The following is a 26,052-nucleotide window of genomic DNA, read 5'->3' as shown; positions in this document are numbered from 1 at the left end:
GCCCCTCTGGGGCGCTCCCCTTACCGCGCAACGCAAAGTCACCCTTCCCTGCCCTCAGGAGACCCCGCCATGCCCGGAATATCCAAGAACACGGCAATCGCGCTCGCCGCCTCCGCCTCCCTCGCCCTCCTCGCCACCGCCTGCACCGGACAGTCCTCGTCCGGAGCCACCGACAACCCCGACGCCAAGACCACCATCACCTTCTGGCACGGCTGGAGTGCCCCCACCGAAGTGAAGGCCATCCAGGAGAACGTCGACCGGTTCGAGAAGGCGCACCCGAACATCACCGTCAAGGTCGTCGGGAACATCAACGACGACAAGCTCAACCAGGCGCTGCGGGCCGGTGGTTCGAACGGGCCGGATGTCGTGTCGTCCTTCACCACCTCCAACATCGGGAAGTTCTGTTCGTCCGGGGCCTTCCTCGACCTGAAGCCCTTCATCGAGAAGTCCGAGCTCGAGCTCGACAAGATCATCCCGAAGCCGATGCTGGACTACACCCAGTTCGAGGGCACCCGGTGTGCCCTGCCGCTCCTCGGGGACGCGTACGGGCTGTACTACAACAAGGACGCGTTCGAGAAGGCCGGGATCAAGTCGCCGCCGAAGACGTGGTCGGAGTTCGCGAAGGTCGCGAAGAAGCTGACCGCCACCGAGGGGGACAGCTACTCGCAGCTGGGCTTCATGCCGAACTACCACGGTTACGAGACGGTCGTGGACCACTACATGTCCCAGTGGGACCACTCCTACTTCGACGCCGACGGCAAGTCGAGCATCGCCGAGGACCCGGCGTTCGCGGAGATGTTCACGTACCAGAAGAGCCTGGTGGACTCGCTCGGCGGCTTCGAGAGGCTGGAGAAGTACCGGAACACCTTCGGTGACGAGTGGGGGGCCAAGCACCCGTTCCAGACCGGTCAGGTGGCCATGCAGCTGGACGGTGAGTGGCGTCTGGGGATGGCGAAGGACGCCGGCGTCGGCTTCGAGATCGGCACCGCCCCGATGCCCGTCGCCGACGACGAGGCCGACGAGTACGGCAAGGGCTTCCTCTCCGGCACGATCATCGGGATCGCCCCGCAGAGCGAGAAGCAGAACGCGGCCTGGGAGCTGGTGAAGTACCTGACGACCGACACCGCGGCCGTCGTCTCCTTCGCCAACGCCATCCACAACGTGCCGTCCACCTTCGAGGCACTGAAGTCGCCCGACCTGAAGGTGGACCCCGGCTTCAAGACGTTCCTGGACATCGCCCAGCACCCGGAGTCGAACACACCGCCGGCGTCCATCAACGGCTCGACGTACCAGACGACTCTGCAGGACTTCGGCTACCAGTACGAGTCCGGCAAGGTGAAGGACCTCAAGGCCGGCCTGGAGAAGACCGCCCAGCAGATCGACACCGACATCGAGCAGGCGAAGTAGCGTCCCGATGTCCACGCACACTCTCCGCGCGAAGCGCCGCAGGTCGGCGCTTCGAACGGTGGCCTTCCTGTCACCGTGGCTGATCGGTTTCGGCGTCTTCTTCGCCTATCCGCTCGTGTCCACCGTGTACTTCTCCCTCATGAAGTACGACGGCTTCGGCACACCGGTGTTCCGCGGCCTGGGCAACTGGGCCTACGTCTTCACCGACTACCCGATGTTCTGGCCCGCCCTGCGCAACACGCTCTGGCTGGTGCTGGTGATGGTGACCTGCCGGGTGGTGTTCGGGCTCGGCGTCGGTCTGCTCATCACGAAGATCAAGACGGGCGCGGGCGTCTTCCGCACCCTCTTCTACCTGCCGTACCTGGCCCCGCCGGTCGCCGCGACGCTGGCCTTCGTCTTCCTCCTCAACCCCGGCACCGGCCCGGTCAACTCGGTCCTCGACGGCCTGGGGCTGCCGACACCCGGCTGGTTCACGGACCCCGCCTGGTCCAAGCCGGCCCTCACCGCACTGGCGTTGTGGGGCGTGGGAGACCTGATGGTCATCTTCATGGCCGCCCTGCTCGACGTACCGAAAGAGCAGTACGAGGCCGCGGAACTGGACGGGACGTCGGCCTGGCAGCGGTTCCGGTTCGTGACGTTGCCGAACATCTCGCCGATCGTGATGTTCGCCGTGGTCACGGGCGTGATCCAGACGATGCAGTACTACACGCAGCCGCTGGTGGCCGGGAAGGTCGCCTCCGGGATCATCGGCGGCTCCGGCCAGCAGTTCGAACCGGGCTACCCGGACAAGTCGACGCTCACCCTCCCCCAGCTCGTCTACAACCTGGGCTTCCAGCGCTTCGACTACGGCGCCGCCTGCGTGGTCGCCCTCGTGCTGTTCGCCCTGTCGATGGTGTTCACGGCGCTGCTGATGCGGCGCCGGGGCGGACTGATCGGAGCGGCCGACTGATGACCCGGATACTCGACAAGCCCGCACTGGCGGATGTCTCCGTCACGAGTGAGCGCACCGCACGCCGGCGCGTGCTCCTGGAGTGGATCGCCGTCCACTCCCTCGGTGTCGCCGCCGCGCTCTTCTTCACCCTGCCCTTCGTGTTCGTCGTCCTCACCTCGCTGATGAGCGACCAGCAGGCCCTCACCCGCGACCTCGTCCCGGACACCTGGGAGTGGAACAACTACCGGCAGGTCTTCGACACCCCCGGCTTCCTGACCTGGTGGAAGAACACCCTGATCTACGCGGGCCTCGGCACCGTCCTCACCGTCGTGTCGTCCCTCCCCGTGGCGTACGCCCTCGCCAAGTTCCGCTTCCGGGGCCGGAATCCGGCGCTGATGCTGGTCATCTCGATGATGATGCTGCCGCCGCAGGTGGTCGTCATCCCGATGTACCTGTTCTGGGCGAAGCAGTGGGACCTGTCGGGCTCACTGTGGCCGCTGATCATCCCGATGGCGTTCGGGGACGCGTTCTCGATCTTCCTGCTGCGGCAGTTCCTGACGACCATCCCGAACGAGTACCTGGACGCGGCCCGGGTGGACGGCTGCGGCGAACTGCGCACCCTGGTGCGGGTCGTCCTGCCCATGGCCAAGCCGGGTATCGCGGCTGTCGCCCTCTTCCAGTTCTTCTACGCCTGGAACGACTACTTCGGCCCACAGATCTACGCCTCGGAGAACCCCGCCGCCTGGACGTTGAGCTACGGCCTGGAGTCCTTCAAGGGCGCGCACCACACCGACTGGAATCTGACCATGGCCGCGACCGTGCTGGTCATGGCCCCCGTGATCCTCGTGTTCTTCTTCGCTCAGAAGGCGTTCGTCGAGGGCGTCACTCTGACCGGAGTGAAGGGTTGATATCCACATGCAGTGCTTCCCCGGGGGACAACCCCCGGACCCCCGGCCGTTCGTCGGCGTGCCCCGTGTCCTGAAGTCATGGAGTCCTCAGTGAAGCTCACCGTGGTCGGCGGAGGCTCGACCTACACACCCGAACTCGTGGACGGGTTCGCCCGGCTCCGGGACACGCTGCCGATCGAGGAGCTGGTGCTCGTCGATCCGGCCGCCGAGCGGCTGGAGCTGGTCGGCGGTCTGGCCCGGCGCATCTTCGCCCGTCAGGGACACCCCGGGCGGATCGTGACGACGGCCGACCTGGACGCGGGCGTGGCGGACGCCGACGCCGTGCTGCTGCAACTCCGGGTCGGCGGACAGGCGGCCAGGGAGCGGGACGAGACCTGGCCGCTGGAGTGCGGCTGCGTCGGGCAGGAGACGACCGGTGCCGGTGGCCTGGCGAAGGCGCTGCGCACGGTCCCGGTCGTCCTGGACATCGCCGAACGGGTCCGCCGTACGAACCCTGACGCCTGGATCATCGACTTCACGAACCCGGTGGGGATCGTGACCCGCGCCCTGCTCAAGGCCGGTCACAAGGCGATCGGACTGTGCAATGTGGCGATCGGACTGCAACGGAAGTTCGCCAACCTGCTGGGCGTGACCCCGGCCGAGGTGCACCTGGACCATGTGGGTCTCAACCACCTCACCTGGGAGACCGGAGTCCGCCTCGGCGGCCCCGCGGGCGAGGACGTCCTCGCGAAGCTGCTGACCGACCACGGCGGGACGATCGCCGCCGACCTGCGGCTGCCCCGCCCCCTCCTCGACCGCCTGGGCGTGGTCCCCTCCTACTACCTGCGCTACTTCTACGCCCACGACGAGGTCGTACGGGAGCTGCGCACCAAGCCCTCGCGGGCCGCCGAAGTGGCCCGTATGGAGCGCGAGTTGCTTCGGATGTACGCCGACCCGGCGCTCGACGAGAAGCCCGCGCTGCTCGCCGAGCGCGGGGGCGCGTACTACTCGGAGGCCGCCGTCGACCTGGCCGCGTCGCTGCTGGGCGGCAGCGGCAGCACGTACCAGGTGGTGAACACGTACAACCACGGCACGCTGCCCTTCCTCCCCGCCGACGCGGTGATCGAGGTACAGGCGTCAGTGAGCGGCGAGGGCGCCGCCCCGCTGCCGGTGCCGTCCGTGGATCCGCTGTACGCCGGTCTGATGGCGAACGTGACCGCCTACGAGGACCTGGCGCTCGACGCGGCGCTGCGCGGCGGCCGGAACCGCGTGTTCCGGGCGCTGCTGGCCCACCCCCTGATCGGCCAGTACGAGTACGCCGACGCCCTCACCGACAAGCTGATCGCGCACAACCGGGAGCACCTCGCGTGGGCATGAGCGTTGGTGTGAGCGCGGGCGTGACCGGGAGTGTCCTCGCGATCGACGCGGGCAACAGCAAGACCGACGTGGCAGTGATCGCGGCTGACGGGGAGGTGCTGGGCACGGCTCGCGGGGGCGGGTTCCGGCCGCCGGCGGTGGGGGTGCCGACGGCCGTGGACGCCCTGGCGGAGGTGGTGCGGGAGGCCTTCGACGAGGCGGGCGTCGAGGCGGTCGACCATGTGTCGGCCTGCCTCGCCAACGCCGACTTCCCCGTAGAGGAGGAAGGGCTGGCCGCCGCGCTGCACGCGCGCGTGTGGGGCGCTTCGGTCGAGGTCCGCAACGACACGTTCGCGATCCTCCGGGCGGGCGTGGCCGAGCCGCGCGGGGTGGCCGTGGTGTGCGGCGCCGGCATCAACTGCGTCGGCATGCGCCCCGACGGCCGCACCGCCCGCTTCCCCGCGCTCGGGCGCGTCTCCGGCGACTGGGGCGGCGGCTGGGGCCTCGCCGAGGAGGCGATGTGGCACGCGGCCCGCGCGGAGGACGGCCGGGGCGGCCCGACCGCCCTCGCCCGGACCCTGCCCGCGCACTTCGGCCTGGACTCCATGTACGCCCTGATCGAGGCCCTCCACCTGGAGAACATCCCGCCCGCCCGCCGCCACGAGCTGACCCCGGTGCTCTTCGCCACGGCGGCCGCCGGCGACCCGGTGGCCCGCTCCCTGATCGACCGCCTGGCCGAGGAGGTGGTCACCATGGCCACGGTGGCCCTCACCCGCCTGGACCTGTTGGAGGAGGAGACCCCCGTCCTCCTCGGCGGCAGCGTCCTGGCGGCCCGCCACCCCCACCTCGACACCCGAGTACGCGACCTACTGGCCACCGCAGCCCCAAAGGCCACCCCCAAGGTGGTCACAGCGCCCCCCGTCCTGGGCGCGGCCCTACTGGGCCTGGACCAAGCGGGCGCGAAAAAAGAGGCCCACGCGCGCGTACGCGCACATTTCGAAGCCCTCGAGCCCTAAAGGGGCGCGGGGAACTGCGCGAGCAACCACACACAACCCGCAACCGCCAACGAACCGAAGCCCCCGAGCTATCAGGCGCAGCGGGGTCGAAGGGACAGCCGCCCCTGGGGGATGGGACGGGTAGGGGCGGCGGGGGCGAGAAAACCCCCACACCACCCCCACCCTCCCCCGAACACATACGAACCCCCAAGGAACCGAACCCGATCGAACCGCGTGTTCATGGGCAGGGGGCAGTGCGGGAAGCCTTGTGCTGCGCCGGAATTCGACACGCGCACCGCGCACGGACACGATCGGGGAACAAGATCGAGTGAAGACCTGTGCGGATGTCAGTCCCGGCGGCGATACTTGCGGCCGTGCACCTCTGCCCGCGCACCGGGGCGGAGGTGACCGAGGGATGACCATGGGGGAGGTCAAGTGACATACACGCCGAAGGGCCGCGCGGCACCACCGGCACCGTCCGCCGCGTCCGCCGGCCCGCACCCGGGCGCCGCGGCCCCGGCCGTGCCGCCGCAGGGCGCGTACACGTCCCGGCCACCCGTGCCGCCCCCTGGCCCCGACGGCGGCCCACCCCGCCGGACGGCGTTCGCGGAGGGCCTCGACCAGTTGAAGGCCGCCGCGGTGACCGAGCCCGGCCGCCTGCGCATCATCGGCGCTGTCCTCGCCTTCCTCGTCGTCGCGTTCGGCTCCGTCACCGCCTGGCAGATGAACGACCGTTCGAGCGCCGCCGACGACGTGCTCCACAGCAGTCAGCCCCTCAGCTCCGCCGCGGCCGACATCTACCGCTCCCTCGCCGACGCCAACACAGCGGCCTCCAGCGGCTTCCTCGCCGGCGGCCAGGAAACGAAGGCATCGCGCGACAGATACGAACGGGAGATCGCGGATGCCGCCGACAATCTGGCCGCCGCGGCCGCGGCCTCCGAGACCGGCTCCGAATCCGAGAAGCTCGTCGCCGAACTGAACGAACTGCTGCCGGAGTACAAGGGCCTGGTCGAGCGGGCCCGCGCCAACAACCGCCTGGGCTACCCGCTGGGCGGCGCCTACCTGCGCTACGCGAACTCCAAGATGCAGGGCGACATGCTCCCGAAGGCGCAGAAGATCTACGACAACGAGAACCAGCGCCTGCGCGACGACTACGCCGACGCCACGTCGTATCCGTGGGCCGCGATCGGCCTCGGCGTCGTCGCCCTCGCCGGCCTGGCCTGGGCCCAGCGCCGCAACTACCGGCGTACGAACCGGGTGTTGAACCACGGCCTGGTCGCGGCGACGGCCGCCTCCACGGTCGTCCTGCTGTGGCTGACCGTCGGCCACACCGTCGCCCGCTCGGGGCTGAACGACTCGTACGACAACGGCGTGCGGTCCCTGACCGTGCTGAACGACGCGAGCATCGCCTCCCTCAAGGCCCGCGGCAACGAGAACCTGACGCTGATCAGCCGTGGCGCCGAGACCACGACGATCAAGGTCGACGGCAAGGACACGACCGTCGACACGTTCGACCACGAGTTCACGGGCGACATGAGCGAGCTCAAGTCGGCGCTGGCCGACGCCGAGAAGATCGCCGACGACGCCAGCGGCGAGAAGCCCGTGCAGGCCGCCACCGCCAACATGGAGGTCTGGCTGGAGCGGCACGAGAGCGCCCGCAAGGCCGACGACGGGGGCGACTTCCAGTGTGCCCTCGACCAGGTGATCGGTGCCAAGGACGGCAAGGTGTCGGCCGACTGCCCGCAGGGCGACAAGCCGACGGGCGACTGCTTCGACAAGGTCGACCAGAACCTGGACAACGCGCGCGGGCACGAGGAGGAGGAGTTCCGGCTGGCGGCCGAGGGCGGCCGGAACGCGATGCTCGGACTCCCGGTGGGCGCCGCCGTCCTGGCGGTACTGGGCGCGGCGGGCGCGGTCCTCGGCATCGGGCGCAGGCTCTCGGAGTACCGATGAGGACGACCGGAGGAGACGCGGTGGAAGGAGGAGGAACGATGAGTGCGGTACGACGCCTGAGGGCAGGCCTCAGGGGCTGGGGCGGCGTGGGCGCGATGGCCGTCCTCTGCGCCCTGACCGTGGTCTTCGCCCTCATGCTGCCGCTGAGCGGGACACGCGGCGACGGCTCCACGGGAACCGGCGGCCAGGGCGTCACCCGGGGCACCCAGGTGCGGGCGGACGAGTGCGACACCATGGACGATCCGCAGAACCAGAGCCTCAGGCCGTCCTCCGACGAGTCCGGCGCCACGATCGCGAAGATCAAGGAGAAGGACTACATCACGGTCGGTGTCGACCAGAACAGCTACCGCTGGGGCTACCGCGACCCGAACAACACGGAGGCGGGCGCCGAGTTGGAGGGTTTCGACATCGACCTGGCGCACCGCATAGCCGAGGAGATCCTCGGCAACCCGAAGAAGGTGCGCTTCCGGGCGATTCCCACGAACCAGCGCATCCCCGCGATCGAATCGGGGCAGGTCGACATGGTGGTCCGCACGATGACGATCAGCTGCAAGCGCATGAAGGAAGTCGCCTTCTCCCAGCCGTACTTCAAGACCGGCCAGCAGGTCCTGGTTCCCAAGTCCTCGACGATCAAGGGCTACGACGAGACGCTGGCGGGCACGAAGGTCTGCGCGGCCTCCGGCTCCACCGCCCTGACCGCCCTTGAAGAGGATCAGAAACCGGGCAGGCCGGCCGCCGACGCCAGGATCATCGAGGTGCCCAACCAACTCGACTGCCTGGTAAGGCTCCAGCTCGGCGAGGCCGACGCCGTGGTCACGGACGGCGCGCTCGCCGCGAGCCAGGCGGCGCAGGATCCGACGGTCGAGTTGCAGGGCGCGCCCTTCACCACCGAGTACTACGGCGTGGCGATGAATCTGAAGGCCGAGGATCTGGTACGCCGGGTCAATCAGGTGCTGGTGGACTACCTGAAGGACGGCTGGCAGGACTCGTACACCAACTGGCTGTCCGCGACGCTCGGCGCGGATTCGGCGAACTCCCGGCCGTCGGCGGGCCAGCAGTACCGGGACTGAAGTACAGGAACCGACCACGCACAGACGGACCACGTACAGACCAACTGACCGACCCCGACAGCAGCGAGAGGTGATCGATGGGCGTCGCGGGATCCACCGGGCCGGTGATGGACCGGGACGAGGTGGACCGTGCGCTTGCGCGGCTCGGCGCGGAGCACGAGGCCATCGAGACCTCGCTCCTCGCCCTGCAGGACCACGCGGGCCGCAGACTCCTCGAAGGCGCCGCGCTGACCGGCGTCACCCAAGAGCGGTGGGCCTCCGCGGAGGCGTCGATCACGCTGCTGTGGGCGTACTTCGACGCGTACACGGACGCGCTGCACAGCGCCCGCGAGATCCGTTCGCGCCGCCGCTGGTCCAGCCGCGAGGACCTGGTGGAGCTGACCGAGCTGCTGCGCGGCGAGGCCGTCACGGTCGCCGGCTCCGCCACGGCCATGGCGAACGCGCCGACGCTGCAGGGCGCGAGCCGCCTCAGCGAGCAGTTCTCGCTGTCCACGCTGGTGGACCGGATGAACGACCTGTACGCGTCCTCGCTGGACATGGTCGTGGCCGCCGACGCGGTGTGGTCCGCGCTGCCCGCCCGGATCGATTTACTGGCTGCCGAACTCCAGCGCACGCGCCAACTCGCGCACTCCGTAGGCGTACGCCCCGGCGAGCACCCGGCGGGCGACGACCTGGAGCGGATCACCCGCACCCTGACCAGGCTCCGCGAGCAGGTCGTCTCCGACCCGCTGGCCTTCTGGACCCCTGCACCGGGCAGTTCGGCGCCCGGCGGCGGCCGCCCGGACACCTCGGCCTACGACCGCGAGGCGCGCGCCCTGGAGGACGTACGCCGGGAGATCGAGGCCGTGTTGACGGTCCGGCAGGACGCGGAGGCGCGGCTGGTGAAGCTGCGGGATGTACTCAGCCGCGCGGACCGCACGCTCGCCGAGGCGCGCAGTGCCCGCGGCGAGGTGCTGGCGAAGATCGCCGCGACCGAGGTGCCCGTGGTCTCCGGTCCGCCGACGGTGTTGCAGGAGCAGTTGGCGATGGCCGCCGAGTACCGCAGACACGCGCAGTGGCACCGGCTGTCCCCGCTGCTTGACTCCCTGGAGCAGAAGGCGGACGACGAACTGCTGCGCGCCCGCGAGTCGTTGACGGCGGTCACCGCGCCCCTGGCGGTCCGCGCCGAGCTGCGCGGCCGCCTCGACGCCTACAAGGCGAAGGTCGCGAGGCATGGCTTCGCGGAGGACTCGCTGCTCATCGAGCGGTACGACGCGGCGCGCCGCATGCTGTGGAGCGCCCCCTGCGACCTGCGCGTCGCCGAGCAGGCCGTACTGCGCTACCAGCAGGCGGCGGCCGAACTGCTGGGCCAGTCCGTGCCGGCCCCGCGTGAGCCCCAGGACCGGAGAGGGGAGGAATCGTGAGTCAGACAGGCGAAGGCCGGGCAGGCACAGGTCAGGCAGGCGAACAGACGAGCGAGCAGGGTCAGCAGCAGTCCTGTCAGCGACCCGGTTGCGAGGGCTCGTACGAGGACGTGGGCGGCGGCGAGCTGTACTGCGACACCTGCGGTCTGGCACCGGTCGTCTCACCCGACGGCATGGTCGCCTCCCCGCCCACCGGCATCACCGGCGGCAAGGGCTCACGCGGCTCCGGCTCCAGCAGCTCCTCGCGCGCCTCCCGGCCGTCCTCGCGCTCCGCGCAGTCCCGGCGCTCGGTCTCCGGCCGCCTCTCGCGCGCCCTGTCGGGCAAGTCGACGGGCCGCTCGGTGTCCGTCCGCAGCTCCGGCAAGACCGTCTCCTCCTCCGGCCGGGCCCGGCTCGGCGTCGGTCTGGTCCAGGTGCCGGACGTGCCGCGCCCGGACCCGCGCTCGATGGTCCTGGAGACCGCCGAGGTGCCCGAGCGCAAGCGGTTCTGCTCACGCTCCGACTGCGGGGCGCCGGTGGGGCGGGCGCGCGGCGACCAGCCGGGGCGCACGGAGGGCTTCTGCACCAGGTGCGGCCACCCGTACTCGTTCGTGCCGAAGCTGCACTCGGGCGACATCGTGCGCGGCCAGTACGAGGTCGTGGGCTGCCTCGCGCACGGCGGTCTGGGCTGGATCTACCTCGCCATAGACCGGGCCGTGTCCGACCGCTGGGTCGTGCTGAAGGGCCTCCTCGACACCGGTGACCAGGACGCGATGGCCGCCGCGATCTCCGAGCGCCGCTTCCTCGCCGAGATCGAGCACAACAACATCGTCCGTATCTACAACTTCGTCGAGCACCTCGACCAGCGCACCGGCTCGCTGGACGGGTACATCGTCATGGAGTACGTCGGCGGCAAGTCCCTCAAGGAAATCGCCAACGGCCGCCGTACACCGGACGGGCGCCGCGATCCCCTGCCGGTCGAGCAGGCGTGCGCGTACGGCATCGAGGCGCTCGAAGCCCTCGGCCATCTGCACAGCCGCAACCTGCTGTACTGCGACTTCAAGGTCGACAACGCCATCCAGACCGAGGACCAGCTCAAGCTGATCGACATGGGCGCGGTGCGCAGGATGGACGACGACGAGTCGGCCATCTACGGCACGGTCGGCTACCAGGCGCCCGAAGTCGCCGACGCGGGCCCGTCGGTGGCGTCCGACCTGTACACGGTCGCGCGTACGCTCGCGGTCCTGACCTTCGACTTCCAGGGCTACACGAGCGTCTTCGTCGACTCCCTGCCCGACCCCGACAACATCGAGGTCTTCCGCCAGTACGAGTCCTTCTACCGCCTGCTGGTACGTGCCACCGACCCCGACCCGGCCCGCCGGTTCGCCTCCGCGCAGGAGATGTCGGAGCAGCTGACGGGTGTCCTGCGGGAGGTCGTCTCCCTCCAGACGGGCCGGGCCCGCCCCGCCCTGTCGACGATCTTCGGGCCCGAACTGAAGGTCACGGACACGGAGTTGTTCGGTGCGCTGGACGAGGATGTGTCCCGGCTGGGGATGCGCCGCGAGAAGACGAAATCCAAGAACGGTGCTCCTCCTTCCGGTACGTCCGCCCTGTTGACCGGTGGCGCGGCCGTGGCCTCCTCCCCCGCGCGGCTCACCAAGCAGCTCGACACCGCCGCCGCGGCGCTCGCGCTGCCCATCCCCCGCGTGGACCCGGGCGACCCGAACGCCGGGTTCCTGGCGGGTCTCATCGCCTCCGCGCCCGCCGAGCTGATCACCGCGCTGCACGCGGCGCCCACCGGCTCACTGGAGCTGCGGCTGCGGGAGTTGCGGGCCCGCCTGGAGATGGGCGAGTTCCCCCTCGCACAGAACACCCTGGACGCCCTGGAGCGGGACCACCCCGACGACTGGCGGGTCGTCTGGTACCGGGGCGTCGCCGCGCTCGCGACCGGCGACCACGAGAACGCCGCGCTGTCCTTCGACGCGATCTACGACGCCTTCCCGGGCGAGCCAGCCCCCAAGCTGGCCCTCGGTCTGTGCGCCGAGGTCCTCGGGCAGTTGGACAACGCCGCCGAGTACTACCGCCTGGTGTGGACGACCGACCCCAGCTTCGTCAGCGCCGCGTTCGGGCTCGCCCGGGTGCGGCTGACCGCCGGGGACCGGCAGAACGCCGTACGCACCCTGGAGTCCGTGCCGGAGGCGTCCATCCACTACACCGCCGCCCGGGTCGCCGCCGTACGGGCGCGGTTGAGACACCGTACGGAGGCCACGCTCGCGTCCGGGGCCGCGCCGGACGCACCGTTTCTGGACGACCTGACCGCCGCCGCGGGCCAGGTCGAGGCGCTCGGCGGGTACGGTCTGGACGCGGTGCGCCGTGAGCAGTTGTCCACAGAGGTCCTTGGCTGCGCCTTGGACTGGGTACTCTCCGGAGGCCAGGGTGGAGCGCCCCCGGCCGGCGGCGAGCGGACGCTGCTCGGCAGCGCGCTGGACGAGCGCGGCCTCCGCCTCGGACTGGAGCGCGCGTACCGCACGCTGGCCCGGCTCGCGCAAGGCGGCGAGGAGAGGATCGACCTGGTGGAACGTGCCAACCGTTACCGCCCCCGGACGTGGGTGTAGTTGATGTCGCAGATGCCCCAGCCGACCGCGCTGACGAAGTGCCCGATCTGCGAGTGGCCGCTCGCCTCGGACGACCGCTTCTGCGGCGCGTGCGGCCATGATCTCTCGGCGGTGCCCGCGCCGCCGGAGGACCACCCGACCCTCACCATGAACGGGACGGCGGGTGACCCGCCGGACGAGGCCGCGTCCGTGGCCTGGCCCGTCGCACCCCCGTCGGCCGGTTCGGGCCCGTCCACGCCGGTCGTCCTGCCCACCGACCTCCAGGGCACCGAGTCGGGCGGCGGCGAACTGCCCGGCCCCGGGCGGGGCGTGCGGTTCGACCGGCCCCGCGAACCGGACGAGTACCCGCTGGCGGCGCCCCTGCCGCCGGACCCGCGCACCGCCGAACCGGCCACCCCACCGGCCGGCATGAAGCTCTGCGTGGCCTGCCGGGCGGGGTATGTCGACCGGGACGGCTACTGCGAGAACTGCGGGCACGCCCAGCCGCGTGAACGCGACCACATGGAGCAGGAGTTGGGCGCGGTCGCCGCAGTCAGCGACCGGGGGCTGCGCCATCACCGCAACGAGGACGCGTTCGCCGTCTCCTCGACCGCCCTGCCCGACGGCTCCCCCGCCGTCGTCGCGATCGTCTGCGACGGCGTGTCGTCCGCGACCCGCCCCGACGACGCCTCCCTCGCCGCCGCCCGCGCCGCCAACGAGACACTCCTGGAGTCCCTCCCGCGCGGCACGCACCCGCAGCAGGCGATGCACGACGCGATCGTCGCCGCCTCGGGCGCCGTCAACGCCCTCGCGCAGGAACCGGAGACGGCCCAGGAGCACGCCCCGCACCAGAACGCGCCGGCGTGCACCATCGTCGGCTCCGTCGTCACCCCCAGCCTGCTCGTCGTCGGCTGGGTCGGCGACAGCCGCGCCTACTGGGTCCCCGTGGACCGGAGCGCTCCCGCCGCACGGCTGACGGAGGACGATTCCTGGGCGGCACAGATGGTGTCCGCGGGACTGATGAGCGAGGCCGAGGCGTACGCCGACGAGCGCGCCCACGCGATCACCGGCTGGCTCGGCGCGGACGCGTACGAACTGGAGCCGCACACCGCTTCCTTCAAACCGGACCGGCCGGGAGTAGTGGTGGTGTGCACCGACGGGCTGTGGAACTACGCGGAGGCCGCCGAGGAGATGGCCGAGGCCGTGCCCCTGGACGCGGCCGGGCGCCCGCTGCACTGCGCCCAGGTTCTGGTCGGCCACGCGCTCGACGGCGGTGGCCACGACAACGTAACAGTGGCCGTCCTGCCGTTCCCGGCCCCGCCTCCGGGGGCAGGATCGGCCTGAGGGCACTTTCGGGTGCCCCGGCGGCCGGAGGACGGGAACGGCCGACGGACCGGAGGGGACTGGTCCGGGCACAGCCACGCACAGTCATCACCCCACGTGCTGTGGGGCCGCTAGGGGGATCAGAGTAGGCATGGCCAATTTCTCGAAGTCGAACGTGCCGCAGTTCTCGGTGGACGTCTACCAGAACGAGTACCTGCCCGAGGGCGGCCGCGAGGTCAACGCGATCGTGACGGTGAGCGCGACGGGCGGGGGCACCGTGGGCAGCGCCGTCACCGCGCCGCACCTCTACTCGCCCGGCCAGGGCCCGTCCGCCGCCGTGGCGATCATGGTCGACTGCTCGGGGTCGATGGACTACCCGCCGACCAAGATGCGCAACGCCCGGGACGCCACGGCCGCCGCGATCGACACCCTGCGTGACGGGGTTCACTTCGCGGTGATCGACGGCACCCATGTGGCCCGGGAGGTCTACCCCGGCGGCGGCCGGCTCGCGGTCGCCGACTCCACCACCCGGGACCAGGCCAAGCAGGCGCTGCGCAAGCTCAGCGCGGGCGGCGGCACGGCGATCGGCACCTGGCTGAAGCTCGCCGACCGCCTGCTCGCCTCGGCCGACGTCGCGATACGGCACGGGATCCTGCTCACCGACGGCCGCAACGAGCACGAGTCGCCCGAGGACCTGAAGGCCGCGCTGGACGCCTGTGCCGGGCGGTTCACCTGTGACGCGCGTGGCGTGGGCACCGACTGGGAGGTCAAGGAGGTCACCGGGATCGCTTCCGCGCTGCTCGGCACCGCCGACATCATCGCCGACCCTGCCGCCTTGTCCGCCGACTTCACGCAGATGATGGAGGCGACCATGGGCAAGGAGGTCGCGGACGTCGCCCTGCGGCTGTGGACGCCGGTCGGCACGCGGATCAAGTTCGTGAAACAAGTGGCCCCCACGGTCGAGGAGTTGACCGACCGCCGCACCGAGGCCGGCCCGCGCGCCGGGGACTACCCGACCGGTTCGTGGGGAGACGAGTCCCGTGACTACCACGTGTGCGTCGAGGTCCCGCCCGCGACCCTCGGCCAGGAGATGCTCGCCGCCCGTGTCTCCCTGGTCATCCCGCAGCCCGACAGCACCGCGCAGAACCTCGGCGCGCAGGGCCTGGTGAAGGCCGTCTGGACCGACGACATGGCCGCCTCCACCTCGATCAACCCCCAAGTCGCGCACTACACAGGTCAGGCCGAACTGGCGCAAGTCATCCAACAGGGGCTGGATGCCCGCAAAGCGGGCGATGTCGACGGAGCAACGGCCAAGCTGGGACGGGCCGTTCAGCTCGCCAGTGCGTCGGGGAACGCGGATACTGCGAAACTGCTTGCGAAGGTGGTGGACGTGGTCGACGCGGCGACAGGTACTGTGCGACTGAAGGCGAAGGTCACGGAGGCCGACGAGATGACTCTCGAGACTCGGTCGACAAAGACTGTTCGTGTAAAGAAGTAACGAGCAGTAGTCAGTAGTACTCAGTGCCCGTCGCGGCCACAGAACCCGGCCGAAGGGCCGGAAAGGAGAGGGGGAAGCGCCGACATGCCGACCTGCCCGAACGGACACCAGTCGGGTTCCGACGACTGGTGCGAGGTCTGCGGTCACCGTATGGCCGGTGCCGTGCCCCCGCCGCCTCCACCGCCGCCCTCGGGCAGCGGTTACGGATACCCGCCGCCCGGCTCGCCTCCGCCGCCTCCGGGCGCGGGCGGTCCCGGCGGACGCCCGCCCGCCGCCGCCCAGCCGGAGCTCTGCCCGCAGTGCCGCACGCCCCGCGAGGGCGGCGCGCCCTTCTGCGAGGAGTGCCGGTGGAACTTCCTGACCAACACGGCGACGACCTACACGCCCGCCGCACCCCGACCTGCGGCCCCCGGCCCCGGCCCTGGCGGTCAGGGGCCCGGCCCTGGCCCTGGTCCTGGTCCCGGCCCTGGTGGTAACCCCGCGCTGCGCTTCCAGCAGCCGCCCCCGCCGTCCTTCGGCGGCAGTGACGCGTACGACTACCAGAGCTCGCGGCCCTCGCAGATGAACCGCCCCGCCGAGCCGATCCCGCCCGGCCCGCCGTTCGCCGGCGAGCCCTCGGGCCCGGGTGGACCGGGCGGTCCCGGTGGACCGGGTGGACCGGGTGGGCGCGACGGCTTCCCGGGTCCCGGTGGGCCGGCGGGCGGCCCTGGTGGTCCCGGCGGTCCCGGTGGACGTGACGGTTTCCCGGGGCCGGGTGGCCCCGGCGGTCCTGGTGGTCCCGGTGGACGTGATGGTTTCCCGGGACCGGGTGGCCCCAGCGGTCCTGGTGGTCCCGGCGGCCCGTCCGGTCCCGGCGGTTCTTCGGGCCCTGGTGGTCCCGGTGGGCCCGGCGGTCCGTCCCTCTTCGGTGGCGGGCCCTCAGGCCCGGGTGGTCCGTCCGGACAGCCCGGTCCGTCCGCCTTCGGCGGCGACCCGTCGCGGCCGGGCCCCTCGGGCTTCGGCGGCGATCCGTCGCGGCCGGTTCCGCCACCGCCCGGCCCGACGCCGGGTGGCCCCGGCGGCCCGGGCGGCCGTGGTCCCGGCGGCCCTGGTCCTGGCCCTGGTGGTCCCGGCAATGGTCCGGCCGGTGGGGCGCCCCAGGCGTTCCAGCAGGCCGGGCCTCCGGCTCCGCCCGCCTTCCCGCAGGAGACCGGGCGACCCCAGCCCGGCGGCCCTGGGGGTCCCGGTGGTCGTGGCGGCCCCGGTGGTCCGCAGTCGGGTGGCCCCTCCTTCGGGGGCGATGACTGGGTGATCTCACCGCCCTCGTCGACCGGCCCCGGTGGGCACGGTGGCCCGGGCGGTCCCAGCGGTGCGGCGGCACGCCCCGGCGGTTACGGCTATCCGCAGCCCGGCGCCACCCAGGCCCCGCCCGGTCCTGCCTACCCGCAGGCACCGGCGACCTGGAGCGCGACCATCGGCCCGGACCGCGAGTACTTCATGGCGATGATGCAGCGCTCGGGCCCCGAGGCCGCGGGCCTGAACCTGCCCGCGTACTCCCCCGAGCAGCAGCGCACCCTCACCGGCAACCAGATCACCATCGGCCGCCGCCGGCACTCCACCGGCGACACCCCCGACATCGATCTCTCGGTGCCGCCGGAGGACCCGGGCGTCTCGCACCAGCACGCGGTACTGGTGCAGCAGCCCGACGGCAGCTGGGCGATCGTCGACCAGAACTCCACGAACGGAACCACGGTCAACGGCTCCGAGGAGCCCATCCAGCCCTTCGTTCCGGTCCCGCTCCAGGACGGGGACCGGGTGCACGTGGGCGCGTGGACGACGATCACGATCCGCCGGGGCTGAACCAGGGGAACCCGGCAGTAGCCGTAGGAACCCGTACGCGGTGGACGATCACGGAAGGGGCCAGGAGTAGGCCCCCTCCGGGTCGTCCAGCCACGCCCAGGCACGGTCGCCGCTGACCGTGATCCCGTAGCGCTCGCGCGATGGCATGCCCTCCCGCTGCCAGAGCGCGAGCGCCTCGTGCGGGTCGAGGCTGCCCGCCGTCAGGGCCAGCAGGAACCGGAACAGCTCGTGCTCCCTGGCCCGGCGCGGCAGCCCGCCCAGATGCCGATGCACCGCCTCCGGCTCACTGCCGCCGCGCAACGGCACGAAGTACGCGGACGTGTGCAGGAAGCGCCCCTCGGCGTGCTCGGCGTCCTCGACCCGCAGCCGGACCAGCCCCGTGGCCATCGGCGTCAGGATGCGGCCGCCGGGGGCGCACTGCTCGAGCCAGGGTCGAGGGATCGAGTGCAGCGTGCAGGTGGCGATGATCCGGTCGTAGGGGGCGCGTTCGGGAACTCCTCGCGCCCCGTCCCCGGTGACGACGGTCGGGTGGTACCCGGCGGCGTCCAGATGCCTGCGCGCCGCCTCCGTGATGTCCACGTCCAGGTCGACCGTCGTGACCAGGTCGTCGCCCAGCCGGTGCGCGAGCAGCGCCGCGTTGTAACCGGTCCCGGCGCCGATCTCCAGCACCCGGTTGCCGTCCTCCACCTCCAACTCGGCCAGCATCTTCGCCATCAGCGAGGGCTGACTGCTGGAGGAGATCAACTCGCCGTCCCGTACCCGGGTCGCCAGTGGCGCGTCGGCGTACGCTCCCCGCACCCAGCGCGCACGCCGCCTGGGGTCGCGCTCCTCGCCCCACAGCCGCTCGAAGCCGCCCACGGCCCCGATGTAGTAGTACGGAACGAAGAGATGACGCGGCACCGCCTCGAACGCCTCCCGCCATACCGGATCGGCGTCCCATGCCCCGCTCGCCTCGATCTCACGTACGAGCGCCGAGCGGGCCTCGGCGGCGAGGCGCTCCAGATCGTGGTCCACAGCGTGCGTGCCCATGTCTCCACTGTGCTGCGGTACGTCCCAAGAGGCGAGTGTCACGGCGCACCGGGCGGAATGCCCCTCCCCGGTCGCGCTCCCAAGCGGTCTGGTCCCAAGCGGTCTGGTCCCAAGCAGTCTGGTCCCAAGCAGTCTGGTCCCAAGCAGTCTGGTCCTAAGCCTTGAGTCCTCCGTCCCCGCGTCTGAGACCATGGGGTACGTGAAAGAGATCCGGCGGGGAACGCTTCAGGAGCAGACCTTCTACGAGCAGGTCGGTGGCGAGGAGACCTTCCGGCGCCTGGTGCGCCGTTTCTACGAGGGTGTCGCCGAGGACCCGATATTGCGGCCCATGTATCCGGAGGAGGACCTGGGCCCGGCCGAGGAGCGCCTCGTCCTGTTCCTGATCCAGTACTGGGGCGGCCCCACCACGTACAGCGAGAACCGAGGCCACCCCCGTCTCCGCATGCGCCACGCCCCGTTCGTCGTCGACCGTGCGGCCCACGACGCCTGGCTGAAGCACATGCGCGACGCCGTCGACGAAATCGGTCTCTCCGAGGAACACGAGCACACCCTGTGGAGCTACCTGACGTACGCGGCGGCCTCGATGGTGAACACCCCGGGCTGAACCACCGCCCGAGGGCGCGGCTCAGCGGACGCTGACGTCCAGCGAGCCGAGCCCCGCCCGGCGTACGGCGATCGACCCGTACGCCGTCCGTAGCCTGAGCCACGCGCCCGACGAGAACAGGGCGAGCTGCCCCTCTGCCGGGCCGCCCGAGGGCCGGAGAAAGCCGAGCGACTGTGCCGCGTGCGCGGCCCGCACCGGCAGGGCGGTGTCGCCGATGGGGCGGGACCAGATCTCCCGCCCGATCCGGTCGAGTTCGGCCCGGGTGCGCCGCTCGGGCGTCAGCTCCTGCGTACGGGACCGGAATTCGGCCACCGCCCCGGCGACCATCGTCCGCACCACGTCCGGCGCGGGCAGCCCCGGCTCGGGACGCCAGCCGCCGCGCGGGGGCAGCACCCCGGCCCACGGCGGCCCGGTGACGGCGGCGGGCACGACCGCCGTACCCGCCGACTCGTCGATGGACTCCAGGAGTTCACCCGCCGACACGGTCACGTCGAGCGTGACGTCGAGCCCCTTCTCGTACGGCTTGGCGAGCCGCACCGCGCGGATCGCCAGCACCTCGAAGGACGGTGGCCGGCCGAAGACGGCCAGTGCGGTGCCGGCCCCCTGGAGGCGCACCGCGGCCCCACGGTCGTAGTGGAGCAGCCGGGAGAGGAAGGCCGCGAGATCCGCCGCCTCCCCCTCGTCGGCGAGGTGGAGCACCGTCATGCGGCGACGGCCTCCTCCTCGTCATCCCTGTACTCCTCCAGGAACTCCCGTTCCTCGGAGGTGAGCCGGCGGGGCCGCTGTGCGGCGAAGTCGAACGGCACTATCACCGTCGAGGCCGTGACATAGACCTGGTCCGGGTCCTTGACCTCGTAGCAAATCGTGAAGGACGCCGCTCTGATCTCGGTGACCCACAGCTCGATGTCCACCGGCTTGTGCCGGTGCACCAACTGCCTCTTGTAGTCGATCTCATGGCGTGCCACCACGGACCCCTGCTTGAAGTCCTTCTCCGGGCGGAACAGGAAGTCGATACGGGCTTCCTCCAGGTACCGGAGGAACACCACATTGTTGACGTGGCCGTACGCGTCCATGTCCGCCCAGCGCAGTGGGCAGCGGTAGATGTGCCGCAAGATCAGCCCCGGGTCAGCTTCTTGTAGGTGGCGCGGTGCGGACGGGCCGCGTCCGCACCGAGCCGCTCGATCTTGTTCTTCTCGTACGACTCGAAGTTGCCCTCGAACCAGAACCACTTGGAATCGCCCTCGTACGCGAGGATGTGCGTCGCCACGCGGTCCAGGAACCAACGGTCGTGGGAGACGACCACGGCGCAGCCGGGGAATTCCAGGAGCGCGTTCTCCAGCGACGACAGGGTCTCGACGTCGAGGTCGTTGGTCGGCTCGTCGAGGAGCAGCAGGTTGCCGCCCAGCTTGAGCGTGAGCGCCAGGTTCAGCCGGTTGCGCTCACCACCGGAGAGCACCCCGGCCGGCTTCTGCTGGTCCGGGCCCTTGAAGCCGAAGGCGGAGACGTACGCCCGCGAGGGCATCTCGACCTGGCCGACGTTGATGTAGTCCAGCTCGTCGGAGACGACGGCCCACAGCGTCTTCTTGGGGTCGATGTTCTCGCGGCTCTGGTCGACGTAGGAGATCTTGACAGTGTCGCCGACCTTGATCGTGCCGGAGTCCGGCGTCTCCAGGCCCTGGATCATCTTGAACAGGGTGGTCTTGCCGGCGCCGTTCGGACCGATGATGCCCACGATGCCGTTGCGCGGCAGTGTGAAGGAGAGGTCGTCGATGAGGACCTTCTCGCCGAAGGCCTTGCTGAGGTTGTTGACCTCGACGACCACGTTGCCCAGACGGGGGCCCGGCGGGATCTGGATCTCCTCGAAGTCCAGCTTCCGCATCTTGTCGGCCTCGGCGGCCATCTCCTCGTAGCGAGCGAGACGGGCCTTGGACTTGGCCTGGCGGCCCTTGGCGTTGGACCGCACCCACTCCAACTCTTCCTTGAGCCGCTTGGCGCGCTTGGCGTCCTTCTGGCCCTCGACCTTGAGGCGGGTCTGCTTGGTCTCCAGGTACGTGGAGTAGTTGCCCTCGTAGCCGATCGCGCGGCCGCGGTCGAGCTCCAGGATCCAGCCCGCGACGTTGTCGAGGAAGTACCGGTCGTGGGTGACGGCGACGACGGTGCCGGCGTACTTCGCGAGGTGCTGCTCCAGCCACTGCACGGACTCGGCGTCCAGGTGGTTGGTGGGCTCGTCGAGCAGCAGCAGGTCGGGAGCTTCGAGCAGCAGCTTGCACAGAGCCACCCGTCGGCGCTCGCCACCGGACAGGTTCGTGACGGGCCAGTCTCCGGGCGGGCAGCCCAGGGCGTCCATGGCCTGCTCCAGCTGCGTGTCCAGGTCCCACGCGTTGGCGTGGTCCAGGTCGTCCTGGAGCTTGCCCATCTCCTCCATGAGCGCGTCCGAGTAGTCGGTCGCCATGAGCTCGGCGACCTCGTTGAAGCGCTTGAGCTTGCCCATGATCTCGGCGGCGCCGTCCTGCACGTTCTCCAGGACCGTCTTGGACTCGTCGAGCGGCGGCTCCTGGAGCAGCATGCCGACGGTGTAGCCCGGCGACAGGAAGGCGTCACCGTTGGAGGGCTGCTCAAGGCCCGCCATGATCTTGAGAACGGTGGACTTGCCGGCGCCGTTCGGGCCGACCACACCGATCTTCGCGCCAGGCAGGAAGCTCAGCGTGACGTCGTCAAGGATGACCTTGTCGCCGTGTGCCTTGCGCGTCTTGCGCATGGTGTAGATGTACTCAGCCAAGAGAAACCGTCCGGCAGCTTGAAATCTGGCAGTGGGCAGTACCACCCATCTTGCCGTACGGCCAGCCCTCGACGGAAACCGAATGATGAACCCCCCGGAAGAGCGACGCGGCCCCGGCGCCTTGGGGGCGTACCGGGGCCGCGTCGCACGCAGTGGTCACCGCGCGGTCACTCACTGTTGAGCTGTCAAGGAACTCTTTCCGTCTACCGCTGCTCCCGCTTACGCAGGATGATCATGACCGCGCCGCCGATCACGACCAGGGAGATCGCGATGCCGCCGATCACCGGGGTCGCGCCGGAGCTGCCGGTCTCGGCGAGGTCGGTGCCGGAGTCGGAGACGGTGCTCCCGCCCACCGTCGCCGGGCTCGGCTCGCTCAGCGTCTGCACCGATTCGCCGCCCGCGCCCGCCTCGGTCTCCGTCTGGCAGTCGAGGACGCCCCGGAACTGCTTCGCAAAGCCGTTCGGCCCCTTGATCGTGAAGTCGTAGACCTGGTCCTCCTGCAGCGGGATCGTCACCGTCCGGGTCTCGCCGGCGTCGATGCCGTACTCGATCCCCATCAGCTCGAAGGTGAAGGCCTCGTCCCCCTCGTTGGCCACGGTGATGCCCAGGCCGCCCTCGGCGCAGTTCTTCTCGGCGGACAGTGCGGGTATCGCGCCCTTCTCCGCCCAGTTCGCGGTGGCTGTCGCGGAGACCGTGGACTCGCTGGAACCGGCGAGGATCTGGGTCTGGCTGCGGGTCTCGGAGGCGAAGGCGCGGCCGACCGGCACGGTGGTCGAGGTCTGGACGGTCAGCTCGGCCGAGCCGTCCTCCGCGTCCTCGGGCACCTCGAAGTACAGCTCACTGCCGTCACCGGCCGAGGTCACGGCCTCGCCGTCCGCGTCGACTACCTTGGCCCCGGCCGCAGCCGCGTCCGGGGGCGGGGTCACTGTCACGCCGTCCGCGTTGGTGTGCACCGTGATCGGACCGAGCCGCTCGCCCGCACGGCCGGAGACCGCCGGCGGGTCGAGGGTCAGCGAAGCCGCCGGCTCCGTCAGATTCCGCGCACTCTTCTGCAGATAGTCCGCGAGCTTCTCCGCCTCCGGATCCAGGGCCGTCACCTCGGCCCCGTCCGAGTACCGCCAGATCGCCACCTGGGTACCGGCCGCCGCGTCCTGCTCGGTGAGCCCCTTGGCGCCGGCCTTGGCGGCGAGCGCCGCGAGGTCGTTCACCTGCGGATAGGAGTTCTGCAGGATCCAGCGGATCTTGCCCGCGTCCTTGTTGGCTCCCAGCGAGGTGCCGCTCCAGGGGGTCTCCTGGTACTTGGCGTCCTTCTGTGTCGGGTTCTGGACGTCGACGCAGTAGGTCTGCAGGGTGCCGCCGCCGTCGACGAACATCTCGAACAGGCCCGCGGGCAGCTGCTGTTCCTCGCCGTCGGTACGGATCACAGCCGTCCCGTACGTCTTCAGGCCGCCCATGGTGGCCGTCGCTCCACCCGGGCTCTGCGCCGTCCCGTCGGCGGCGGCCGCGCCCGCGGTGACGATCGCACCCGCTACGACGAGTCCGGACGCCAGCGACACGGCGGCGAGACGGGCCGACCCTCGCCTGCGCGCGACCCAACCGGACCACGCGGAGAGCGACCCCGAGAACGAAGAAACCACTGAATTTCCCTTCGAGCAGGACCCGTTGATGTGGGGGGTGTGGTCCCACCAGCAGAATCAGAAGCCCCATGAGCTATGCCCGGCATCCTAGGGATGCGGCGCACCACTCTTCCCAGTCGTATCGTCGGACAAGCGATCCGAATCGGAATCGTTATCGCTCGCACGGCTCGCGAACAGGCCTTATCGACAAATCAATGAGAGTTGACGTCACGTCACTCCTGCTGGCTCCAGCCGGGGTTCGGTCCCTGTGTCGAGTCGGCTTCCGGGCGGCGTCTCCCAGTTCGGCTCCGGCTGGGACGGGGCCGCCGTCACCGCTTCTCCCCTGGGCGTCCGCCGGAACGCCGACGTCCCCCGCGAAAGGTCGTGGCCGATCGCCACCGCGTCGACGTCCGCCGACACCCAGCTCTGCCCGTCCCGCTGTTCGCTGCGCACCTTCAACCGCCCCTGCACCACGACCGGATCGCCCAGCGACACGGACGACGCCACGTTCGCCGCGAGGGTGCGCCTCGCCCAGACCGTGAAGAAGTTGGTGTGGCCGTCGGTCCACTCGTTCTTCTCCCGGTCCCAGTACCGCGAGGTGACCGCGAGCCGGAACCGGGCCGAGGAACCCGTCGACAACTCACGGCAGACCGGTTGCGTCGCCACGTTCCCCACCACACACACCATCGTCTCGTTCATGTCGCCAAACCCTCCCTCACGCCGGCGCCACGCTGGGCACCGGCCTCACACACGCACGGGCCCGTCCCGTACGGCTGCTGCGTCCGTTCAGACTGCCGCCGTCGGGCCGAGCCCGCTGAGCCCTGTGTGCTACCCGCCGGTTGTGGACAACTCCGTCACCCGACGGGGTGAACCGTTCCTACGACGGCCGCGCCTCACCCCACCCGCGCCGCCCCCAGCACCCGCCCGTACTGCTCCCGCACCTCCCGATAGCGCAGTAGTTCGGCCGCCACCGGATCCAACACCCGTGCCCGTCCACACCCGGCGGCCGCCTCCCACAACCGGCGCTCCGCTTCGAGCCCGTAGCGCCGTGCCGGCCCCCGTGCCGCCAGCCGGCAACCCCATTCGACGGCCGGACCGCCGACGATGCCGAGCACCATCAGCAGCACCGGCACCCCGAGGTTCGGCGCCATGAAGCCGATGATCTGTCCCAACAGCCACAGCCCGCCGATGACTTGCAGCAGGGTCATGGACGCCTGTGCGAGCACCGCGGCGGGCCACCAGCCCGGCCGCGGCGGCCGCCCTGTGGGCGCCCCGGCCCGCGCCGCCAACTCGTCCAGCGCCTCGGGCAGCCCCTGCGCCCCCCGTACGGCGGCCTCGCGCACCGCCTGCGCCCAGGGCGCGGGCAGCCCGGCCGAGGCGCGGTCCGACAGCGTGCGTACGGCGTGCTCGACGCGCTGGCGGGCGGTGGCCTCCTCGTCCACGGGCGCCGCCAGGGCGAGCCGCCCGGTCGGGGGTTCGTTCCGGTCCTGGTACCACCTCCACAGCCGCAGCCAGGGCGTACCGCAGGCGCGGTTCGCGTTGCGCAGCCAGGCGCGCTCGGCGGCCTCGCCCGCCGCGGTGGCGCCGACGGCATCCGCGAGCCGTGCCGTGAACTCCTCCCGGGCCCGCTCGCTGAGCCCGGTGCCCCTCCTGGTCGCGTACACCGGCCACAACCGCGCGGCGGCCGTGTCCAGATCGGCGCGGACCCGGCGGCCCGGAGCGCCCCGCTCGGCCACGAACTGCCCGAGCGCGTCCCGCAGTTCACCCACCCCGTCCCCGGTCAGCGCGGAGAGCCCGAGCACGGTGGCCCCCGGTTCGCCGTACTCCCCCAGCGCGATCCCGTCCTCGTCGAGCAGCCGCCGCAGGTCGTCGAGGACCTGGTGGGCGGCCTCCCCCGGCAGCCGGTCCATCTGGTTGAGGACGACGAACATGACCTCCGCGTGACCGGCCAGGGGCCGCAGATACCGCTCGTGGAGGATGGCATCGGCGTACTTCTCCGGATCGACGACCCAGATCACCGCGTCGACCAGCGCCAGAATCCGGTCGACGTGCTGCCGGTGCTGCACCGCCGCCGAGTCGTGGTCGGGCAGATCCACCAGCACGAGCCCGCGCAGCTGCGCCTCCGCCTCCGGACTCTGCAACGGCCGCCTCCGCAGCCGTCCCGGAATGCCGAGCCGATCGATCAGGCTCGCCGCGCCATCGCTCCAGCTGCACGCGATGGGGGCCGCCGTGGTGGGCCGGCGTACGCCCGTCTCCGAAATCGCCACGCCGGCGAGCGCGTTGAACAGCATCGACTTGCCGCTGCCGGTGGCACCCGCGATGGCGACGACGGTGTGTTCCCCCGAGAGCCTGCGGCGCGCCGCCGCCTCGTCCAGCACCCGCCCCGCCTCGGCGAGCGTTCCGCTGTCCAGCCGCGTCCGGGACAGTCCCACCAGCTCCCGCAACGCCTCCAGCCGCGAGCGCAGGGCACCGTCGTACGCGAGTGGGACGACCGGCTGTGTACTGGGAGCCTTGGTCTCCAGGACCGGCATCGGAGCCTGCTCGGCGCCGGTCGTCTCGGACACCCGCCGAGCGATGAGCCCGTCGTCCCAGGCGTCGTCGGTGTCCGTAGAACCTTCCGTACGAGACCTGTCACCGGCCCCGTCGACGCCAGCCACGCGCGCGTGGACCCCCTCGGAAGCGTCCTTTGCGGAAACGTCCGCTACGGGGAGGCTGCTTTCGCGATCGTCGTCCCCTTCGGGGACGCCGTCCTCCGTCTGATCCTCGTGGTCAGCGACGGCGGTCACGGC

General features: G+C 70.9%; 20 protein-coding genes. 13 read left to right on the top strand and 7 right to left on the bottom strand.

Going from position 1 to position 26,052, the window contains the following annotated elements; translation table 11 throughout:
* Positions 1-69 precede the first annotated feature (69 nt).
* From CES90_RS08950 to CES90_RS08895, 12 genes are all read left to right on the top strand, one after another.
* On the top strand, positions 70-1,407 hold the full coding sequence (locus tag CES90_RS08950; RefSeq protein ID WP_189781474.1) for an ABC transporter substrate-binding protein: 1,338 nt from the start codon (positions 70-72) through the stop codon (positions 1,405-1,407).
* 7 nt (positions 1,408-1,414) lie between these two features.
* A complete protein-coding gene (locus CES90_RS08945) occupies positions 1,415-2,356 on the top strand; it encodes a carbohydrate ABC transporter permease (protein ID WP_189781475.1) in 942 nt (313 codons plus the stop codon).
* Positions 2,356-3,246: a carbohydrate ABC transporter permease gene (locus CES90_RS08940; RefSeq protein WP_189781476.1), complete on the top strand. Its 891-nt coding sequence runs from the start codon at positions 2,356-2,358 to the stop codon at positions 3,244-3,246. The genes CES90_RS08945 and CES90_RS08940 overlap by 1 nt, the downstream gene beginning before the upstream one ends.
* Before the next feature lie 90 nt (positions 3,247-3,336).
* On the top strand, positions 3,337-4,602 hold the full coding sequence (locus CES90_RS08935) for a 6-phospho-beta-glucosidase (protein WP_189781527.1): 1,266 nt from the start codon (positions 3,337-3,339) through the stop codon (positions 4,600-4,602).
* A complete protein-coding gene (locus tag CES90_RS08930) occupies positions 4,599-5,597 on the top strand; it encodes an N-acetylglucosamine kinase (RefSeq protein ID WP_189781477.1) in 999 nt (332 codons plus the stop codon). The genes CES90_RS08935 and CES90_RS08930 overlap by 4 nt, the downstream gene beginning before the upstream one ends.
* A gap of 414 nt (positions 5,598-6,011) precedes the next feature.
* On the top strand, positions 6,012-7,529 hold the full coding sequence (locus CES90_RS08925) for a hypothetical protein (protein WP_189781478.1): 1,518 nt from the start codon (positions 6,012-6,014) through the stop codon (positions 7,527-7,529).
* A 38-nt stretch (positions 7,530-7,567) separates the two neighbouring features.
* A complete protein-coding gene (locus CES90_RS08920; protein ID WP_189781479.1) occupies positions 7,568-8,599 on the top strand; it encodes a glutamate ABC transporter substrate-binding protein in 1,032 nt (343 codons plus the stop codon).
* Positions 8,600-8,676: 77 nt separating this feature from the next.
* Complete coding sequence (locus CES90_RS08915; RefSeq protein WP_189781480.1) at positions 8,677-10,002, top strand: hypothetical protein; 1,326 nt, start codon at positions 8,677-8,679, stop codon at positions 10,000-10,002.
* On the top strand, positions 9,999-12,596 hold the full coding sequence (locus CES90_RS08910; protein WP_189781481.1) for a serine/threonine-protein kinase: 2,598 nt from the start codon (positions 9,999-10,001) through the stop codon (positions 12,594-12,596). Before CES90_RS08915 ends, CES90_RS08910 begins: the two co-directional genes overlap by 4 nt.
* Positions 12,597-13,919 (top strand): PP2C family serine/threonine-protein phosphatase, encoded by a 1,323-nt coding sequence (locus tag CES90_RS08905; protein ID WP_189781482.1) that lies wholly within the window; start codon positions 12,597-12,599, stop codon positions 13,917-13,919.
* 130 nt (positions 13,920-14,049) lie between these two features.
* Positions 14,050-15,396, top strand: a complete 1,347-nt coding sequence (locus CES90_RS08900; RefSeq protein WP_189781483.1) for a vWA domain-containing protein — start codon at positions 14,050-14,052, stop codon at positions 15,394-15,396.
* A gap of 84 nt (positions 15,397-15,480) precedes the next feature.
* Positions 15,481-17,235, top strand: coding sequence for an FHA domain-containing protein (locus tag CES90_RS08895; protein ID WP_189781484.1), 1,755 nt, complete (start codon positions 15,481-15,483; stop codon positions 17,233-17,235).
* Positions 17,236-17,283: 48 nt separating this feature from the next.
* Here the strand turns inward: CES90_RS08895 and CES90_RS08890 are convergent, their stop codons facing one another.
* Complete coding sequence (locus CES90_RS08890; protein WP_189781485.1) at positions 17,284-18,264, bottom strand: methyltransferase domain-containing protein; 981 nt, start codon at positions 18,262-18,264, stop codon at positions 17,284-17,286.
* A gap of 190 nt (positions 18,265-18,454) precedes the next feature.
* Here CES90_RS08890 and CES90_RS08885 point away from each other — a divergent pair, with 190 nt between their 5' ends.
* Entirely contained in the window at positions 18,455-18,868 is a 414-nt protein-coding gene (locus CES90_RS08885; RefSeq protein WP_189781486.1) for a globin, read from the top strand.
* Positions 18,869-18,889: 21 nt separating this feature from the next.
* Here the strand turns inward: CES90_RS08885 and CES90_RS08880 are convergent, their stop codons facing one another.
* The 6 genes from CES90_RS08880 to CES90_RS08855 all read right to left on the bottom strand — a co-directional run bounded on the left by CES90_RS08880 (position 18,890) and on the right by CES90_RS08855 (position 26,049).
* On the bottom strand, positions 18,890-19,573 hold the full coding sequence (locus CES90_RS08880; protein WP_189781487.1) for a hypothetical protein: 684 nt from the start codon (positions 19,571-19,573) through the stop codon (positions 18,890-18,892).
* The gene (locus CES90_RS08875; protein ID WP_189781488.1) at positions 19,570-19,980 is read right to left on the bottom strand and encodes an acyl-CoA thioesterase; all 411 of its coding nucleotides are present in this window, start codon (positions 19,978-19,980) and stop codon (positions 19,570-19,572) included. The genes CES90_RS08880 and CES90_RS08875 overlap by 4 nt, the downstream gene beginning before the upstream one ends.
* A gap of 2 nt (positions 19,981-19,982) precedes the next feature.
* Entirely contained in the window at positions 19,983-21,647 is a 1,665-nt protein-coding gene (gene ettA, locus CES90_RS08870) for an energy-dependent translational throttle protein EttA (protein ID WP_189781489.1), read from the bottom strand.
* 203 nt (positions 21,648-21,850) lie between these two features.
* Positions 21,851-23,284, bottom strand: coding sequence for a TQXA domain-containing protein (locus CES90_RS08865; protein WP_189781490.1), 1,434 nt, complete (start codon positions 23,282-23,284; stop codon positions 21,851-21,853).
* 207 nt (positions 23,285-23,491) lie between these two features.
* Positions 23,492-23,962 carry a single-stranded DNA-binding protein gene (locus CES90_RS08860; RefSeq protein WP_189781491.1) on the bottom strand — a complete coding sequence of 157 codons (471 nt, stop codon included), beginning with the start codon at positions 23,960-23,962 and terminating at the stop codon, positions 23,492-23,494.
* 194 nt (positions 23,963-24,156) lie between these two features.
* A complete protein-coding gene (locus CES90_RS08855; RefSeq protein WP_189781492.1) occupies positions 24,157-26,049 on the bottom strand; it encodes a YfjP family GTPase in 1,893 nt (630 codons plus the stop codon).
* Positions 26,050-26,052: the final 3 nt, after the last annotated feature.

It is taken from the genome of Streptomyces capitiformicae (genome assembly GCF_002214185.1).
Lineage (GTDB): Bacteria > Actinomycetota > Actinomycetes > Streptomycetales > Streptomycetaceae > Streptomyces > Streptomyces capitiformicae.
Note: the sequence above shows the minus strand (reverse complement) of the source record. Positions and strands in the feature narration are given on the sequence as shown.

Bases quoted from the DNA above. Each gene is read 5' to 3' on its own strand.
- CES90_RS08950 (WP_189781474.1), top strand. From the start codon at position 70: ATGCCCGGAATATCCAAGAACACGGCAATCGCGCTCGCCGCCTCCGCC.
- CES90_RS08945 (WP_189781475.1), top strand. From the start codon at position 1,415: ATGTCCACGCACACTCTCCGCGCGAAGCGCCGCAGGTCGGCGCTTCGA.
- CES90_RS08940 (WP_189781476.1), top strand. From the start codon at position 2,356: ATGACCCGGATACTCGACAAGCCCGCACTGGCGGATGTCTCCGTCACG.
- CES90_RS08930 (WP_189781477.1), top strand. From the start codon at position 4,599: ATGAGCGTTGGTGTGAGCGCGGGCGTGACCGGGAGTGTCCTCGCGATC.
- CES90_RS08920 (WP_189781479.1), top strand. From the start codon at position 7,568: ATGAGTGCGGTACGACGCCTGAGGGCAGGCCTCAGGGGCTGGGGCGGC.
- CES90_RS08915 (WP_189781480.1), top strand. From the start codon at position 8,677: ATGGGCGTCGCGGGATCCACCGGGCCGGTGATGGACCGGGACGAGGTG.
- CES90_RS08900 (WP_189781483.1), top strand. From the start codon at position 14,050: ATGGCCAATTTCTCGAAGTCGAACGTGCCGCAGTTCTCGGTGGACGTC.
- CES90_RS08895 (WP_189781484.1), top strand. From the start codon at position 15,481: ATGCCGACCTGCCCGAACGGACACCAGTCGGGTTCCGACGACTGGTGC.
- CES90_RS08890 (WP_189781485.1), bottom strand. From the start codon at position 18,264: ATGGGCACGCACGCTGTGGACCACGATCTGGAGCGCCTCGCCGCCGAG.
- CES90_RS08885 (WP_189781486.1), top strand. From the start codon at position 18,455: ATGGGGTACGTGAAAGAGATCCGGCGGGGAACGCTTCAGGAGCAGACC.
- CES90_RS08880 (WP_189781487.1), bottom strand. From the start codon at position 19,573: ATGACGGTGCTCCACCTCGCCGACGAGGGGGAGGCGGCGGATCTCGCG.
- CES90_RS08860 (WP_189781491.1), bottom strand. From the start codon at position 23,962: ATGAACGAGACGATGGTGTGTGTGGTGGGGAACGTGGCGACGCAACCG.